The following is a 16195-nucleotide window of genomic DNA, read 5'->3' as shown; positions in this document are numbered from 1 at the left end:
TACAGTAGCGGCGATTACGCCGCCGCTACCCCCGCCCGATCCGCCGCATCCGGATCATAGTTCAGGTTCGGCGCCAGCCAGCGCTCCATCTCGGCCAGGTTCATGCCCTTGCGGGCAGCGTAGTCGGCCACCTGATCGCGCTCCACCTTGGCCACGCCGAAATATTTCGCGTCCGGATGGCCGAAATACCAGCCCGACACGGCCGCCGTGGGCGTCATGGCGAAGCTTTCGGTCAGGGTGATGCCGGCGGCATTGGTGGCGTCCAGCAGGCGAAACAGGGTGGATTTTTCCGTGTGGTCGGGGCAGGCGGGGTAGCCGGGGGCGGGGCGGATGCCGCGATAGGCCTCGGCGATCAGCTGCTCGTTGGTCAGGGTCTCGCCGGCGGCGTAGCCCCACAGCTCGGTGCGCACGCGCTCATGCAGGCGCTCGGCGAAGGCTTCGGCCAGACGGTCGCCCAGGGCCTTCAGCAGGATGGCGCTGTAATCATCGTGTGCGGCCTCGAATTGCTTGGCGCGCTCCTCCAGCCCGATGCCGGACGTGCAGGCGAAGCCGCCCATCCAGTCGGGCACACCGCTGTCCTTGGGCGCCACATAGTCGGCCAGCGACAGGTGGGCGCGGTCGCGGCCGGGGTCGCGGGCCATCTGCTGGCGCAGCATGTGCAGGCGGTCCAGGACGGTGCTGCGGGTCTCGTCGGTGTACAGCTCGATATCGTCGCCGGTGCTGTTGGCGGGCCACAGGGCGACCACGGCGTTGGCGCGCAGCCATTTCTCGCCCACGATGCGCTGGAGCATCGACTGGGCATCGGCCCACAGCGCGCGGGCGCTCTCGCCGACCTTGTCATCTTCCAGGATGGCGGGGAAATTGCCGTGCAGTTCCCATGCTTGGAAGAAGGGCTTCCAGTCGATATGGCTGACCAGTTCGGCCAGATCGTAATCCTGGAAAATCGTGACGCCGGGCTTCAGGGGCTGCGGGGCGCTGTAGGTGGCCCAGTCCAGCTTCAGGGCGTTGGCCTGGGCCTGGACGAACGGCAGGCGGGCGCGGTTGATCTGGCTGCGGGCATGGGCCTCGCGCATCGCGGCATAGTCGGACTTGGTCTTGGCGGTGAAGGTCGGGCCGTTGACTTCGTTCAACAGGTTCTGCGCCACGCCCACGGCGCGGCTGGCATCCAGCACATGGACGACGGGGCCGTCATAGTTGGGGTCGATCTTGACGGCGGTATGAACCTTCGACGTTGTGGCGCCGCCGATCAGCAGCGGCATCTTCAGGCCGGTGCGCTGCATCTCCTTGGCCACGAACACCATCTCGTCCAGGGACGGGGTGATCAGGCCGGACAGGCCGATGATGTTGCAATTATGGGCCTTGGCCTCGTCCAGGATGCGGGCGCAGGGCACCATGACGCCGAGATCCACGATCTCGAAATTATTGCACTGGAGCACCACGCCGACGATGTTCTTGCCGATATCGTGGACGTCGCCCTTCACGGTCGCCATCAGCACGCGGCCGGCCGGTTCGGACTTGCCGCCGCCCTTTTCCTCCTCGATGAAGGGCAGCAGCCAGGCCACGGCCTTCTTCATGACGCGGGCGGATTTCACCACCTGCGGCAGGAACATCTTGCCGGCACCGAACAGGTCGCCGACCACGTTCATGCCGTCCATCAGCGGGCCTTCGATGACATGCAGGGGCCGTTCGGCGGCCAGCCGGGCTTCTTCGGTGTCGTCGTTGATATACTCGTCGATGCCATGGACCAGGGCGTGGGCCAGGCGTTCCTTGACGGGCAGGGTGCGCCAGGTCAGGTCGGCGGCCTTCTTCTTCTCGCCGCCCTTGTACTTGTCGGCCACTTCCAGCAGCCGGTCGGTGGCATCCTCGCGCCGGTTGAGGATGACATCCTCTACCCGCTCGCGCAGTTCCTCCGGAATGTCATCATAGACCGGCAGTTCGCCGGCATTGACGATGCCCATGTCCATGCCGGCCGGGATGGCGTGGTAGAGGAACACGCTATGCATCGCGGCGCGCACGGAGTTGTTGCCGCGGAAGCTGAAGGAGACGTTGGACAGGCCGCCGGAGATATGGGCGCCGGGGCATTCGCGGCGGATGTCGCGCGTGGCCTCGATGAAATCGACGGCGTAGTTGTTATGCTCCTCGATACCGGTGGCGACGGCGAAGACGTTGGGGTCGAAGATGATGTCTTCGGGCGGGAAGCCCACCCGGTTCACCAGGATGTCGTAGGAACGCTTGCAGATTTCCAGCTTGCGGGCGCGGGTGTCGGCCTGACCGACCTCATCGAAGGCCATGACGACGACGGCCGCACCATAGCGGCGCAACTTCTTGGCATAGGCGATGAAGGGTTCCTCGCCCTCCTTCAGGCTGATCGAATTGACGATCGGCTTGCCCTGGACATTTTTCAGCCCGGCTTCGATCACGCTCCATTTGGAGCTGTCGATCATGACGGGGACCCGCGCGATGTCGGGTTCGGACGCGATCAGGCGCAGGAAGCGGACCATCGCCGCCTCGCTGTCCAGCATCGCCTCATCCATGTTGATGTCGATGACCTGGGCGCCGTTGGCCACCTGATCGCGGGCGATGTCGAGTGCCGCCTCGTACTGTCCCTCCAGCACCAGCTTCTTGAACTTGGCCGAGCCGGTGACGTTCGTGCGCTCGCCGATATTGATGAAGCTGGCGGTGCGGGGGGCGGTGGTCATGGCGGGTTCTCGGGGGTTCTGGGCGGGGACTTGGGGAGGGGGTGGGCGTGCTATATTTCAGGGACTAGAATATCGATGTTGGGGGCGGTGATGGATAACCACCTCGTGCTGGACTTGGACCCCACACTACGCGAGCGGCTGGAGCAGCGCGCCCGCGAACATGGACGCTCGCTGGATGATGAGGTGCAGGCCATCCTCGTTGACGTAACTGGTGGCGTGCCGACGAAGCCGGCTGGCCAGCCGGGGTTGGGCACGCGGATCGCGGCGCTGTTCTCCGGTTCCGGATATGGATTCCGGAGCGGGGAGATTCAGGAGCTGCGGGGCGGCAACTGGCAAGTTCCCGACTATTCCAAATGATCGTGCTGGACACCAACGTCATTTCGGCCGTGACGGCGGAAAGCCCGGATGCGGCCATCGTTCGCTGGCTGGATGAGCAGCAGGCTGATGAGCTGCTGACCACAACCGTTACCACCTTCGAGCTATGGATGGGTGTAGAGCGGCTGGACATGGAGCGACGCAGGGATGAACTGGCCCGGCGCACGGAAACCTTGCTGTCGGGCATGCTTGTCCAGCCGCCATTGATCCTGTCCGAACAGGCGGCAAGGTTGGCGGCGGCACTGCAAGGGCGGCGGAAACGGGCAGGGATCGTCATCGACCACCGTGACGCGATGATCGCCGGCACCTGCCTGGCCCATGGCGCGGCGTTGGCCACCCGCAACATCCGGCATTTCGCCGATGCGGGCGTCACCCTTGTCGATCCCTGGGCTGCGGTGGTGGACACCTGATCCTTCCCCCTCAGAATGCCGACATGGTGAAGGGCTCCAGCCCCGACAGGCGCATCACCGGGTCCGGTGAGGCCGGGGCGCGGGGCGGCACGCCCTTCACCGCCTCGGCGATGGCGCGGATATGGTCGGGGGTGGAGCCGCAGCAGCCGCCGACGATGTTCACCAAGCCATCCTTGGCCCAGCCGGCCAGGTCGCCGGCCATGTGTTCCGGCTTCTCGTCATACTGGCCGAACTCATTGGGCAGGCCGGCATTGGGGTAGGCCGACACGAACACTTCGGCCACCCGCGACAGTTCCTGCACATAGGGCCGCATCAGGTCGGCACCCAGGGCGCAGTTCAGCCCGATGCTGAACGGCTTCACATGGCGCAGGCTGTTCCAGAAGGCCTCCGTCGTCTGGCCCGACAGGGTGCGGCCGGAACGGTCGGTGATGGTGCCGGAGATCAGGACGGGCAGTTCCAGGCCCTTCTCCTCCAGCACCTCCTCGATCGCGAACAGGGCGGCCTTGGCGTTCAGCGTATCGAAGATGGTTTCCACCATCAGCAGGTCGGCCCCGCCATCGATCAGGCCGGCGGTCTGTTCCTTGTAGGCGATGCGCAACTCGTCGAAATCGACATTGCGGAAGCCGGGGTCGGTGACCACCGGGCTGATGCTGGCGGTGCGGTTGGTGGGACCCAGCGCACCGGCGACATAGCGGGGGCGGGTGGGATCGGCGGCTTCGGCCAGATCGGCGGCCTGACGGGCCAGTTTCGCCCCTTCGAAATTCAGCTCATAGGCCAGCTTTTCCATGCCGTAATCGGCGAGCGAAATGCTGGTGGAATTGAAGGTGTTGGTCTCGATGATATCCGCACCGGCATCCAGGTACTGGGCATGGATGTCGTAGATGATCTTTGGCTGGGTGACCGACAGAAGGTCGTTATTACCCTTCACATCATGGTTCCAGGTCCGGAAACGCTCGCCGCGATAATCATCCTCTTGCAGATTGTGGCGCTGGATCATGGTGCCCATGGCACCGTCGATCACCAGGATGCGCTGAAGGGCAATGTCACGCAGCCGTGACAGCCGTTCCGTCCTTGTCATCAACCCCTCCATCCAAACGCAGAAATGCCGGCAAATGGGCGCGAAGCACCCCTGGCCTCGGTTTTACCTTGGCACCGCTACGCATGCAAACATAAAGATATCTTTATGTGATGATGGCTGACATGCCGAGGGCGCCCACGACGGGAACGGGCGGCGGCGGCGTATCACCCCCGGTGCGCGGCGTGCCGGGCAGGCGCACCCGCACGCTTGTGCCGCCATCGGGACGGTCGCCCATCTCCACGGCCCCGCCCAGGGGCCCGGCCACCAGCGTATAGACCATGTGCAGGCCCAGGCCCGTGCGGCCCTCCGCGCGGCCGGTGGTGGTGAAGGGTTCGAACAGGCGGGGGCGCACGGCCGGGTCCAGGCCGATGCCGTCATCCTCCACCACCAAGTCCACAGCGCCATCCGGCGCCATGCCGGCGGCGACGCGGATATGGCCGGACCGACCGTCCGGAAAGGCGTGGTCCATGCAGTTGGCCAGCAATTGTCCCAGCACCTGGGTCAAGGCGCCGCCATTGGTTTCCAGTACCAGGCCGGGCTTGCTGTCCACGACCAGGCTGATATTGGGGGCGTCGGTGCGCACCTCCATGGCCGGACGCAGCTCGTTCAGCAGGTCATGCACGTCCAGGCGGCGCAAGGTTTCGTCCGAGCGTTCGGTGGCGATCTGCTTGAAGCTCTGCACCACGGCGGCCGTGCGCTCCACGGTGCTGGTCAGCAGACCCGCCGCCTCCTTCACCTCCGCCAGGAAATCGGCCAGCTGGCGGCGGGTCATGGTGCCGGCATTGATGGCTTCCTCCGCTGCTTCCACCTGCTGCGCCAGATGGGTGGCGGTGGTCAGCGCCGTGCCGACGGGGGTGTTGACCTCATGCGCCACACCGGCGACCAGCCGGCCCAGGCTGGCCAGCTTCTCCGATTGCACGATGCGGTCCTGGGCCAGCTGCAAGCGATCCACGGTTTCCGACAGATGCCTGGTCCGGTCGGCGACCTGATCCTCCAGCGCGCCGTTCAGCGCGGCCAGCCTTGCGTTGGACTGCTTGGCCTGATCCAGCATGTGGCGCAGCCGATCGATCAGCAAGGCGGCCTGCAGGAACAGCATGAAACAGTATCCGGCCTCCATGATGCCGGTGAAGCCGATGCGATGCACCAGCGCCAGATTGGCGAAGCCCAGCACGGTCCAGGCGATGGCCATGGGCAGGGCCAGCGGCTGTCGCTGGCGGGCGGCCAGGGCCGTGGCGCAGATCAGCGTCATCATGGCCAGGATCAGGCCGATGGTCGCCGTCCAGGTCAGCAGCCAGGGAAATTGCAGGGTCCACAGGCTGGCCACGGGCACGGCCAGGATGAACAGGAAGGACGGCCAGGCCAGCTCCCTGCGCAAGGAACCGGGGAACAGCAGCGCCGCACTGGCCAGACAGGACAGCCAGACGAAGGGGAACATCACATTATTGAGAAAGCCCAGCAGCTGCCCCGGCAGGCTGTACAGCACCTCGCTGCCCAACGGCGTGTTGGAGGTCAGCTGGACGAGGGCGATGGCCACCGACATGACGGAGAAGACCAGGCATTCCCGGTCGCGTGGCCGCAGGACATAAAGGATCAGGTAGAGCAGTCCGATGGACAGGCAGAGCGACAGGAAGGCGGCGCGGAAGGCCAGTTCCTGCTGCCAGTCGCCATACATGCTGTCGGCATCACCCAGCAACAGGGCGCGCGGGATGCCGCCATAGCCGCCGAAGGCCGACACCTGCACTGTGATGTCCAGCACCCCGTCGACGGGCCGGACGGCAGCGATGGCCTTCTGCCCGGCACTGTTGGTGCTTTCCTCGTCCATGCCGACCTTGCCGGCATGGATGGAGCGTTCGCCGTTGACCAGCACATCCCAGGCCACGAAGCGCTGGTTGTGGCGCATGGCCAGGGGCGGGGCGTCCTTGGGCAGCAGCACGCGCAGATGGTAGGTGCCAATGCCTTCCGCTGCCAGAGGAACGCCGTCCACCTTCTGGCTGGTCCAGCGGCCGGGTACGGCCAGCAATGCCGGATGGGGGGCACTGCCGCCGGCAATGTCCGCCGGTGCGACCAGCCGGTCGCGCCAGAACTGCCAGTCGCCTTCCAGGAAGATCTGGCCGTTATTGCGGAAATCCCAGCCGCGCAGGTCCAGCACGCCGTCAACGGCAAGCGGGCGTTGGGTCAGGGCCGCAGACAGGCCGGCCCAGAGGGTGGAGAGGATCAGTGCCGCGACAAGAGGCGCCCAGAACCAGCGCATCATACCAGAATGGCCCAAATAACGCCGCACGGCCATATTTACGCACTATCCCACGTGAAAGGTTGTTCCGATTAACCTTGCGCCACTCGGCGCGCCGTTGCAATCCGCGCGTTTGCCGCGTCTGATATCCGCTTGCGCATTTACCAGCTTTTTTCGCCCACCCGTTGCACCGGCCCGGGGGGCTGCTTATTTTCATGGCATGAGAAACCAGCCCCGTCCACGCGCCCCGTCCGCCTCCCTTCCGCTTCGCCTGTCCGGCTTGTTGGCCACCCTGCTGATCCTGGCGGGCGGGGCCTACGCGGGCTGCACGGACCCGGCGGCGGACGGGGTCAATTGGCGCCGCTGCTATCTGGACGGGCGCGACCTGACGGGGGCGTCGCTGGACAAGGCCATGCTGCGCGAGGCGACGTTCCAGCGCAGCGACCTGACCGGTGCCAGGCTGACCAATGCCGATGCCTATCGGGCCAAGTTCCTGTCGGCCCGGCTGGACAAGGCGGTGCTGGATGGTGCCCGCCTGATCGAGGCCGATTTGACCCGCGCCGAACTGGCCGGGGCCAGCCTGAAGGGCACGGACCTGCGCAATGCCAAGCTGGTGGGGGCGGTGATGAAGGGGGCCGATCTGACCGGTGCCCGGCTGGATGGGGCCGACCTGCGCAATGCCGACCTGACGGGTGCCCGCTGGACCGATGGCCGGACCTGCGGCGTGGGATCGCTGGGCCAATGCCATTAAGGTATGGGGTCAGCTTTCTTCCACTTCTCCCGGATGGGGGAAGTAGAGCTGGTTGCCGCCGGGGTCTGTGACGACCAGCAGCGGACGGCCCCAGAAACCGTCCTCCATCTGCACACGCTTTTCCGCAAGCCGCCGCTTCAGGGATGTGAATTCATCCTTGTCCAGTGCGGTATAGAGCACGCCGGTTCCGTTCTTGTCGGGCCATTGGTCGGTCAGCAGGATGGCGCAGCCATCGCCATTGCTGACGCCCGCCACCCGTGCCCGTCCTTCCTCTTCGTACCGCATGTTGAGAGTGAAGCCGAAGCGGTCGATATAAAAATCTATGGCAGCTTCAACGTCACTCACGAAAAACAGCGTGCTGGAGGTCCATTGGGTCATGTCCGGCTCCACCGATGCTTGGTTCTGTACCACGATATTCTTCCCATACGGCCTTGTCAGCGATTTTTGATTTTAATGTTGATCATGATTTTCTAAAATTGTATGCAATAAATCGTATAATATGTTCACGGAATCATTGACCTGCGGAGTAGCAGAAGACATATTGCCGCTCGCTTTTTAAGGATAGCGGGTCGATCGGCATGTTCTCCGTGGGTCACGGCGCAGACCATATCACCATCGCGCTCAGCGAGGGTTTCCTGTGCTTCCATCTGTCGGGCGACGTATCGTCCGCCGATATCGAGACTGCCCTGGGACTGGCGGCCGCGGACGGTATGCTGCGGTCGGATAATCTGGTGCTGGTGGATATCCGCAAATTCACCGGCTCCATCGACTGGGGCATGATCCGCGACATGCGCCGCTTCGCCCCCTGGGTGCTGGGACAGCCGACGGGCCTGCGCTGTGCCTATCTGCTGCCGGAAGGGTTCGCCAGTTTCGTCACCATCCTGGCCAGCTTCTATCCCGGCGCCAAGCACCGCGCCTTCCGGGACGAAGGGCCGGCCCTGCGCTGGCTGGTCGATGCGCGCCGCCGCCAAGCAGCTTGATCGACATGGCCCCCCGCCGCCATTGCTGCTGGCGGGCCGGGCCGGACCTGGGTAAAAGCGTTCCAGCCTGTTGAAATACCGTCCGGAACCCATCCCATGGCCCTGATCACCCCCCGCACCCCCGCCGGCACCATGGAACTGCTGCCGCGCCGGCAGATCACGTTCCAGCGCATGCTGGACACTATCCGCCGCAATTACGAACGGTTCGGCTTCATCCCCCTGGAGACGCCGGTGTTCGAGGTGGCGGATGTGCTGCTGTCCAAATCGGGCGGGGAGACGGAGAAGCAGGTCTATTTCGTGCAGTCCACGGGGGCGATCGAACAGGGCCACAAGCCCGACCTGGCCATGCGTTTCGACCTGACCGTGCCCACCGCCCGCTACGTGGCGCAGTATGAGCGCGAGCTGGCCTTCCCCTTCCGCCGTTACCAGATGCAGCGTGTCTATCGCGGCGAACGGGCACAGAAGGGGCGGTACCGCGAGTTCTATCAGTGCGATATCGACGTGATCGGCAAGGACAGCCTGCCCGTCGCCTATGACGCGGAAATGCCGGCGGTGATCTATGCAGTGTTCACGGAACTGGCCGTCGGCCCCTTCCAGATCAATTTCAACAACCGCAAGATCCTGCTGGGCATGTTCGAGGCGCTGGGGGTGATGGATCCTGTCCGTCGCACCTTGGTGCTGCGTCAGGTGGACAAGCTGGACAAGCTGTCTCGTGAAGAAGTGCTTGGGATATTGCAGACGACCGAGGATATCTCGCTGTCTGCCGAACAGGCGGTCTCGGTGCTCGACATGATCGGGTTCAGCGGACCGTCAGCCGATACGCTGGCGCATCTGAACCGCCTGGGCCTGGACAATGCCCTGTTCAAGGAAGGCGTGGACGAACTGACACAGGTCGTCGGTGCCCTGAAGGCGTTCGGCGTGCCGGAGACGCATTGGCGCATCAATCTGGCCATCGCCCGTGGCCTGGATTACTACACCGGCACGGTCTACGAGACCTTCCTGACCGACCATCCGTCGCTGGGCTCGGTCTGTTCCGGCGGGCGGTATGAGAATCTGGCCGGGCTTTACACCAAGTCAAAGCTGCCGGGCGTGGGCATTTCCATCGGCCTGACGCGCCTGTTCTATGCCCTGGAGCAGGCCGGCATCGTCAAGGATGGCGACAGCAGCGTGCAGGCGCTGGTGACGCAGTTCGATCCCGCCCTGCTGACCGATTACCTGTCCATCGGTGCCGAATTGCGGGCGGCGGGGGTGAATACGGAGATCTATCTGTCGCCCGACAAGCCGGCCAAGCAGTTCAAGTACGCCGACAAGGCCGGTATCCGCTACGCCGTGATCATGGGCGGCGACGAGAAGGCAAAGGGCGAAGTCCTGGTCAAGGACATGGTCGCGGGCAGCCAGAATGCCGTGAAGCGGGAAGAGCTGGCGGCGTGGCTGAAGAGCGTGATCGGCTGATTGCACCACGATTGAAGGTGGCGCATATCGCCACCTTCAATCGTCATTTTCACCACTTCATGGCCGTGTTCCCACCATCTAGCGATCCCGCCCCAGCGAATCCGCCATTTTTGCGCTTGGCACGGCAGTTGCTCTTCCCCTGGTCAGAACCAACCGACCCAATCGGAGCCTGACCATCATGTCGCTGAAGCCCCTCCTCCTCGCCACCGCCCTGACGCTTACGTCCCTGCCGGCGCTGGCCTTCGGGCCGCAGGATTTCTCCGCCAAGGAAGTGACCATCCAGGGCGTCGTTGGCCGGCTGGAGGTGAAGGTGGATGACGGTGCCTCCAAGGTCACCGCCAGCGTCACCGGCCCCGCCCGCTGGGTGGATTTGGTCGAGGTGCGGCAGGAGGGCGGCGACCTGGTGATCCGCCAGAAGGAATCGCCGCGGGAGCGCCGTTGGCGCGAGCAGGAGGATTGGGTGACCGTCCAGGTCACCGTGCCGGCCGGCACCAAGCTGGAAATCGATGATTTCGCCGGTGAGGGCACGGTCGGCGATCTGCGCGGCGCCTTTTCCATCGACGGCATGAATTCCGGCAAGCTGGCGGTCGGCCGTGTCACCACGGCCAGCGTCGGTATCGACGGGTCGGGCGATGTGAAGCTGGGCGATGTCGATCGCGATGTCAGCCTGGAGATCAATGGCAGCGGCTCCGTCATCACCGGCCGTACCGCCGGCAAGGCGGAACTTGAGATCAACGGGTCGGGTGAGATCACGCTGGCCCATGCGAACGGCCCGATCAGTGCGGAGATCAACGGTTCCGGCGACATCCGCATCCAGTCCGGCTTGGCCGATCCGCTGGCCGTGGAGATCAACGGCTCCGGTTCCCTGCTGCTGGACGGCGTGGCCCGCAACCAGAGCATCGAACAGTCCGGCTCCGGCAACGTGAAGGTTACGGGAAAGACGAGTTGATTATTCCCTCAGGCGCCGGGCGCCGCCTCCGGCGGCTTGGCTTACGGCGCATGGGCGCCGGGCCGGCGGTCGCCGGCCTCCAACGGTCATGGGGAATGACCGTTGGCATTATCTGAATTCGTCCGGTATCGACCCGCCCGCTGTAGGCCGGGAACGGGACCGCCTTGCCTGAATGAACCGGGGCCACGGGGGGCCTTCACCATGCGCAAGCCAGCCTTCATCCTTCTCGCCACCGTCGCGCTGTCGGCCTTCGCCGGTGCTGCCTGGGCGGAAACGTCCGGTCCCGTACGCTTCGATGCGACCAAGCTGACCATCCGTGATGTGATCGGCGAGGTGCGTGTCAATGTCGACCCATCGGCCCGCGACGTGACGGTGACCATCGATGCCGAGGCGGAGGAATTCCCGCTGCTGTCGGCCAAGGCCGGTGACGGTGGCGTTATCGTCGCCCGGTCCCGTCCGCCGGAGAAGAAGCGGCGGGAATGGAAGGTGGAGGATAACGACGTCGTCATCACTGTCACCCTGCCCAAGGGCACGGCCATCCATATCGATGACATGATCGGCAAGCTGGATGTGGGTGACCTGGATGGGCCGCTGACCGCGGATATCCGTGCCGCGGCCGACATCAAGACCGGCCGCCTGTCCAGTGCCCGCATCGATGTGGCCGGTGCTGCCGGCATCGATACCGGTGATATTGCCGGCAAGCTGGACCTGAACATCGCCGGGGCCTGCGATGTGGATATCGGTACCGTGCGACAGGGCGCCGATATCCGTATCGCCGGCTTCGGCAATGTCGATGTCGCCGGCGTCAAGGGACCCGTCTCCGTGAGGGTCAGTGGCGTCGGCGACGTCGATCTCAACAAGGGCGACGTGGATTTGCTGGACGTCTCCGTCTCCGGCCTGGGTTCCGTCGCCTTCGAAGGCCAGGCCAAGGAACGCCGGATCAACTCCTCCGGTCTGGCCAGCGTCAAGGTCAACGGCAAGAAGGTCCCGGGGTGAGGACGGGCTTGGGGGCGGGGTCGCCCATTGCCCCCGGCAATCCTCTCTCGTACAAGAGGCGGAAACGCCCGCTGACCTGAGAGCGCCGCCGATGTCCTCCCCCCATCGCCTGACCGCCGTCGATGATCTGAGCCTGGAGGCGGCTGCTGCCGAGCATGCCGCCCTGGTGGCGGAGATCAATCATCACCGCGTGCTTTACTATGCCAAGGACGCACCGGCCCTGCCGGACGCGGACTATGACAGGCTGGAGCAACGGCTGGGCGCCATCGAGGCGCGGTTTCCCGAGCTGATGACCGCCGACAGCCCCACCCAGACGGTGGGAGTGGCACCTTCGTCCGGATTCGGCAAGGTCAGGCATGCCGTGTCCATGCTGTCGCTGGCCAATGCGTTCGAGGATGTGGATGTCAGCGATTTCGTCGGCCGTGTCCGCCGCTTCCTGAACCTGTCGGACGAAACGCCGGTTGCCTTCGTGGCGGAGCCCAAGATCGACGGGCTTTCTCTCTCCCTGCGTTATGAGAAGGGCCGGCTGGTCCAGGCTGCGACGCGCGGTGACGGGGCGGAGGGCGAGGATGTGACGGCCAATGTCCGCACCATCCGCGACATCCCGCATGAGTTGACGGGCGATGCCCCCGATCTGGTCGAGGTGCGGGGCGAGGTGTACATGAACCGCGCCGACTTCATGGAGCTGAACCGGGCCCAGGCGGAGAAGGGCGACAAGGTCTTCGCCAATCCCCGCAACGCCGCCGCCGGCAGCTTGCGCCAGCTGGACAGTTCCATCACCGCCGGCCGACCCCTGCGCTTCTTCGCCTATGCCTGGGGGGCGCTGTCGGAACCGCTGGGTCCGACGCAGTGGGAAAGCCGGCAGCGGCTGGGCGGGTTCGGTTTCACGCTCTCGCAACCCTCGGAATTGTGCGCGAGCGCTGAGGAATTGTTGGAGTATTACCGCAAGATCGGGCGCAGCCGTGCAGAGCTGCCGTTCGACATCGATGGTGTCGTCTACAAGGTCGACAGCTTGGCTTTGCAGGAACGGCTGGGCTTCATCTCCCGTTCGCCGCGCTGGGCCACGGCGCATAAATACCCGGCGGAGCAGGCGACGACGCGACTGAACAATATCACCATCCAGGTGGGCCGCACCGGTGCGCTGACGCCGGTGGCGGAACTGGAGCCGGTGAATGTCGGCGGCGTGGTGGTCAGCCGCGCCACCCTGCACAACAAGGACGAGATCGAGCGCAAGGATGTCCGCGTCGGCGACCTGGTCATCGTGCAGCGCGCCGGCGACGTGATCCCACAGATCGTGGGATACGTGGCAGAGCCGGACCGGGAGCGGGCCGAACCCTATGCCTTCCCCGAATGCTGCCCGCAATGCGGCTCCATCGCCGTGCGGGAGGAGGGAGAGGTGGTTACCCGTTGCACTGGCGGGCTGGTCTGCCCGGCCCAGGCTGTGGAGCGCCTGCGCCATTTCGTATCGCGCAATGCGTTCGATATCGAGGGGCTGGGGATCGAGCGTATCCAGCTGTTCTTCGAACAGGGGCGCGTGAAGCAGCCGGCCGACATCTTCACGCTTGAGAAGCGGGAAGAGGAGCGTATCGACCGGCTGGTCAGCATGACCGGCTTCGGCAAGAAATCGGTGGAGAAGCTGTTCGCTGCTATCGAGGCGCGGCGGACCATCGCCCTGGACCGGTTCATCTTCGCACTCGGCATCCGCCAGATCGGGGAGGCGACGGCCAAACTGCTGACGCGTGCCTACCGGACCGCGGAAAACTGGCGCGACCGCATGATCGCCGCTGCGGCCGAACGGGCGGAAAAGCGCGAGGAGAAGAAGCCGGAACTGGTGGGCGAGGCCTATGCCGAACTGTGCGGGATCGAGCAGATCGGTGTTAGTGTTGCCGACGACCTGACCGATTTCTTCCGCGAACAGCATAACCTAGATGCGGTGGCCGCATTGCTGGCGCAGGTGAAGCCGAAGAAGTATGAGCCGCCGGCCGCGGCCGCCACGTCCCCCATGGCGGGCAAGACCGTGGTGTTCACCGGCACGCTGGTGACGATGGGCCGGTCGGAGGCCAAGGCCAAGGCGGAGGCGCTGGGCGCCAAGGTCGCCGGTTCGGTCAGCGGCAAGACCGACTATGTCATCGTCGGTGCCGATGCCGGATCGAAGGCCGCCAAGGCCCAGGAACTGGGCGTGAAAATCCTGTCGGAGGAGGAATGGGCGGCGCTGATCGCGGGGTGAGGCGGTGGTATTTTCGTGTTCCCTCAGGCGCCGGGCGCCGCCATCCGGCGGCTTGGCTTACGCGCCACGTGGCGGCAGTCGCCGCCGTACCGTACATGGTGAGTTCAACTCACCATGTACGGTCTAGCAGGGCAGCAGGTTCGCCGGCTCAATGTCGCGCAACCCGTCGGCCGGCAGGCTGGCCGTCTGATAGTAGGAAATGACGAACAGGTCCAATTCCAGCGACAGGCTGCGGCGGCCGCAACGGCGGGCGACACCGCATACCAGGGTTTCCAGCGAAACCCCCTCCAGCACGGCAATATCCTCCAGCGCGTCCCAGCATTCCTGGCTGATGCAGGCGCTGACACGCCGCCCATCGACGGTGAAATCGCGCCGCCGCTGTTCGTAGGAGGTCTGCCCCAGAATGCGCAGAAGGTTCTGCACCGGTCGCGAACCCTGCTTGGTTAATCGACTTCATATTTATACAGGCACAGGCGCTGGAACGCAAAAGCCGATCCGTACATTTCGTATACGTTCCGAACGGCCGAGCCAGTCCGGAAACGCAGACGTCGAACCATGCGCCCTCAAGCGCCGGGCGCCGAACCAAACACTGGGGGTGTTGTTTGGTATCAGATTCCGTCCCGCGCCTCGCGCAGGCCCTCGCGTGCCAGCTGGTCGGCACGCTCATTCTCCACATGGCCGGCATGGCCCTTGACCCAATGGAACTCCACAGTGTGGCGGGCGACCAGATCGTCCAGGCGGCGCCACAGGTCCTCGTTCTTCACCGGGTCCTTGGACGCGGTTTTCCAGCCATTCTTCTTCCAGCCATGGATCCAGGTAGTGATGCCGTTCTTCACATACTGGCTGTCGGTATGCAGCTTGATCGGCACCGAGCGCTTCAGGGCCTCCAGCGCGCTGATGGCGGCCAGCAGTTCCATGCGGTTGTTGGTCGTGTCCGGCTCTCCGCCCTTCAGTTCCTTCTCCGTGCCGTTCCAGCGCAGCAGCACGCCCCAGCCGCCCGGACCGGGATTGCCGGAACAGGCGCCGTCGGTGAAGGCTTCGACGACATTGCCGGTGGCGGCCGTCTCGCTCACGGCCGGTCCAGCCCGTAATCGGCGACGTGGCGGATCTGCTGGTGGAAGCGCAGCTTGTGCAGATATTCCAGCGGGTCCTTGCGCTTGACCATGGCCCCGGCCGGTGTGTTCAGCCAGTCATACAGGCGGGTCAGCAGGAAGCGGATGGCGCTGCCGCGCGCCAGGACGGGCAGGGCGGCCCGCTCCGCCTCGCTCAACGGTCGTACACGGTCATAGCTGGCCAGCAGCATCCGCGCCTTGGTGACGTTGAACGACCCGTCCGCCTCGAAGCACCAGGCATTCAGGCAGATGGCCACGTCATAGGCGAACAGGTCGTTGCAGGCGAAATAGAAATCGATCAGGCCCGACAGCTTGCCATCGCTGAAGAACACATTGTCGGGGAACAGGTCGGCATGGATGATGCCGGCCGGCAGATCCCCGGGCCAGGCGCCTTCCAGAAAGTCCAGTTCCGCTGCCAGCGCGTCGGCCAGGCCCGGCTTTACCTCATCCGCGCGCCAGCGGGCCGCCTCGAACAAGGGACGCCAGCCGGCGACGGAAAGGGAATTGCGGCGGGCGGTGGTGAAGCCTTCACCGGCGAGATGCAGGCGGGCCAGGCCTTCGCCCAGGCCGGCGCAATGCTCGGCCAGGATACGGCGCGGCCACATGCCCTTGAGGAAGGTGACGATGACGGCGGGCCGGCCGCACAGGCTGCGCAGCGCCACGCCATCGGTGCCGGCCACCGGCTGCGGGCAGGTCAGGCCGTTGGCGGCCAGATGATCCATCAGGCCCAGGAAGAAGGGCAGGTCCGCCGGGTCCACACGCTTTTCATAAAGCGTCAGGATATAGGGACCCTTGTCGGTCACCAGCAGGAAGTTGGAATTCTCCACGCCTTCCGCGATGCCCTTGCAGGACACCACATCGCCCAGATCATACTGGGCAACGAACGCGCGGACATCCTCATCGGAGACTTCGGTATAGACGGCCATGGCCGGATGG

Annotated in this window: 15 protein-coding genes; 8 read left to right on the top strand and 7 right to left on the bottom strand. The window is 64.9% G+C overall.

The features are described 5' to 3' along the window. Positions 1-14: 14 nt before the first annotated feature. Positions 15-2699 carry a methionine synthase gene (gene metH, locus ACM9HJ_RS10020; RefSeq protein WP_416571577.1) on the bottom strand — a complete coding sequence of 895 codons (2685 nt, stop codon included), beginning with the start codon at positions 2697-2699 and terminating at the stop codon, positions 15-17. Between the two features lie 90 nt (positions 2700-2789). Between metH and ACM9HJ_RS10015 the strand changes: the two genes are divergently transcribed. Then, positions 2790-3056, top strand: a complete 267-nt coding sequence (locus ACM9HJ_RS10015) for a FitA-like ribbon-helix-helix domain-containing protein (RefSeq protein WP_416571576.1) — start codon at positions 2790-2792, stop codon at positions 3054-3056. Then, positions 3053-3484, top strand: coding sequence for a PIN domain-containing protein (locus tag ACM9HJ_RS10010; protein ID WP_416571575.1), 432 nt, complete (start codon positions 3053-3055; stop codon positions 3482-3484). The genes ACM9HJ_RS10015 and ACM9HJ_RS10010 overlap by 4 nt, the downstream gene beginning before the upstream one ends. Positions 3485-3494: 10 nt before the next feature. Here the strand turns inward: ACM9HJ_RS10010 and ACM9HJ_RS10005 are convergent, their stop codons facing one another. Next, positions 3495-4562 carry a homocysteine S-methyltransferase family protein gene (locus ACM9HJ_RS10005; RefSeq protein WP_416571574.1) on the bottom strand — a complete coding sequence of 356 codons (1068 nt, stop codon included), beginning with the start codon at positions 4560-4562 and terminating at the stop codon, positions 3495-3497. Between the two features lie 103 nt (positions 4563-4665). Then, a complete protein-coding gene (locus tag ACM9HJ_RS10000) occupies positions 4666-6816 on the bottom strand; it encodes an ATP-binding protein (protein WP_416571573.1) in 2151 nt (716 codons plus the stop codon). Positions 6817-7012: 196 nt separating this feature from the next. Here ACM9HJ_RS10000 and ACM9HJ_RS09995 point away from each other — a divergent pair, with 196 nt between their 5' ends. Beyond that, positions 7013-7543, top strand: coding sequence for a pentapeptide repeat-containing protein (locus ACM9HJ_RS09995; RefSeq protein WP_416571572.1), 531 nt, complete (start codon positions 7013-7015; stop codon positions 7541-7543). 9 nt (positions 7544-7552) lie between these two features. Here the strand turns inward: ACM9HJ_RS09995 and ACM9HJ_RS09990 are convergent, their stop codons facing one another. Continuing rightward, positions 7553-7954, bottom strand: coding sequence for a VOC family protein (locus tag ACM9HJ_RS09990; protein WP_416571571.1), 402 nt, complete (start codon positions 7952-7954; stop codon positions 7553-7555). Positions 7955-8130: 176 nt separating this feature from the next. Here ACM9HJ_RS09990 and ACM9HJ_RS09985 point away from each other — a divergent pair, with 176 nt between their 5' ends. The 5 genes from ACM9HJ_RS09985 to ligA all read left to right on the top strand — a co-directional run bounded on the left by ACM9HJ_RS09985 (position 8131) and on the right by ligA (position 14147). Further along, entirely contained in the window at positions 8131-8523 is a 393-nt protein-coding gene (locus ACM9HJ_RS09985) for a hypothetical protein (RefSeq protein WP_416571570.1), read from the top strand. A gap of 96 nt (positions 8524-8619) precedes the next feature. Then, complete coding sequence (hisS, locus tag ACM9HJ_RS09980; protein WP_416571569.1) at positions 8620-9975, top strand: histidine--tRNA ligase; 1356 nt, start codon at positions 8620-8622, stop codon at positions 9973-9975. 178 nt (positions 9976-10153) lie between these two features. Continuing rightward, positions 10154-10924 (top strand): GIN domain-containing protein, encoded by a 771-nt coding sequence (locus tag ACM9HJ_RS09975; RefSeq protein WP_416571568.1) that lies wholly within the window; start codon positions 10154-10156, stop codon positions 10922-10924. Between the two features lie 201 nt (positions 10925-11125). Continuing rightward, positions 11126-11920 carry a hypothetical protein gene (locus tag ACM9HJ_RS09970; RefSeq protein ID WP_416571567.1) on the top strand — a complete coding sequence of 265 codons (795 nt, stop codon included), beginning with the start codon at positions 11126-11128 and terminating at the stop codon, positions 11918-11920. A 91-nt stretch (positions 11921-12011) separates the two neighbouring features. Then, positions 12012-14147, top strand: coding sequence for an NAD-dependent DNA ligase LigA (gene ligA / locus ACM9HJ_RS09965; protein ID WP_416571566.1), 2136 nt, complete (start codon positions 12012-12014; stop codon positions 14145-14147). 123 nt (positions 14148-14270) lie between these two features. Here ligA and ACM9HJ_RS09960 read toward each other — a convergent pair whose 3' ends face one another. The 3 genes from ACM9HJ_RS09960 to ACM9HJ_RS09950 form a co-directional block, all read right to left on the bottom strand. Next, positions 14271-14570, bottom strand: a complete 300-nt coding sequence (locus tag ACM9HJ_RS09960; RefSeq protein ID WP_416571565.1) for a ribbon-helix-helix domain-containing protein — start codon at positions 14568-14570, stop codon at positions 14271-14273. 185 nt (positions 14571-14755) lie between these two features. Next, complete coding sequence (gene rnhA, locus ACM9HJ_RS09955) at positions 14756-15220, bottom strand: ribonuclease HI (RefSeq protein WP_416571564.1); 465 nt, start codon at positions 15218-15220, stop codon at positions 14756-14758. After that, positions 15217-16185, bottom strand: a complete 969-nt coding sequence (locus ACM9HJ_RS09950) for a homoserine kinase (RefSeq protein ID WP_416571714.1) — start codon at positions 16183-16185, stop codon at positions 15217-15219. Before ACM9HJ_RS09950 ends, rnhA begins: the two co-directional genes overlap by 4 nt. Positions 16186-16195 lie beyond the last annotated feature (10 nt).

It is taken from the genome of Niveispirillum sp. KHB5.9, from assembly GCF_048066115.1.
Taxonomy (GTDB): domain Bacteria; phylum Pseudomonadota; class Alphaproteobacteria; order Azospirillales; family Azospirillaceae; genus Niveispirillum.
The sequence above is the reverse complement of the archived record's forward strand: the minus strand, read 5'-3'. Positions and strand labels throughout refer to the sequence as shown.

What these genes read in the sequence shown, in the direction of transcription:
- metH (WP_416571577.1), bottom strand. Translation starts at nt 2,699, where the DNA reads ATGACCACCGCCCCCCGCACCGCCAGCTTCATCAATATCGGCGAGCGC.
- ACM9HJ_RS10015 (WP_416571576.1), top strand. Translation starts at nt 2,790, where the DNA reads ATGGATAACCACCTCGTGCTGGACTTGGACCCCACACTACGCGAGCGG.
- ACM9HJ_RS10010 (WP_416571575.1), top strand. Translation starts at nt 3,053, where the DNA reads ATGATCGTGCTGGACACCAACGTCATTTCGGCCGTGACGGCGGAAAGC.
- ACM9HJ_RS10005 (WP_416571574.1), bottom strand. Translation starts at nt 4,562, where the DNA reads ATGACAAGGACGGAACGGCTGTCACGGCTGCGTGACATTGCCCTTCAG.
- ACM9HJ_RS10000 (WP_416571573.1), bottom strand. Translation starts at nt 6,816, where the DNA reads ATGATGCGCTGGTTCTGGGCGCCTCTTGTCGCGGCACTGATCCTCTCC.
- ACM9HJ_RS09995 (WP_416571572.1), top strand. Translation starts at nt 7,013, where the DNA reads ATGAGAAACCAGCCCCGTCCACGCGCCCCGTCCGCCTCCCTTCCGCTT.
- hisS (WP_416571569.1), top strand. Translation starts at nt 8,620, where the DNA reads ATGGCCCTGATCACCCCCCGCACCCCCGCCGGCACCATGGAACTGCTG.
- ACM9HJ_RS09975 (WP_416571568.1), top strand. Translation starts at nt 10,154, where the DNA reads ATGTCGCTGAAGCCCCTCCTCCTCGCCACCGCCCTGACGCTTACGTCC.
- ACM9HJ_RS09970 (WP_416571567.1), top strand. Translation starts at nt 11,126, where the DNA reads ATGCGCAAGCCAGCCTTCATCCTTCTCGCCACCGTCGCGCTGTCGGCC.
- ligA (WP_416571566.1), top strand. Translation starts at nt 12,012, where the DNA reads ATGTCCTCCCCCCATCGCCTGACCGCCGTCGATGATCTGAGCCTGGAG.
- ACM9HJ_RS09950 (WP_416571714.1), bottom strand. Translation starts at nt 16,185, where the DNA reads ATGGCCGTCTATACCGAAGTCTCCGATGAGGATGTCCGCGCGTTCGTT.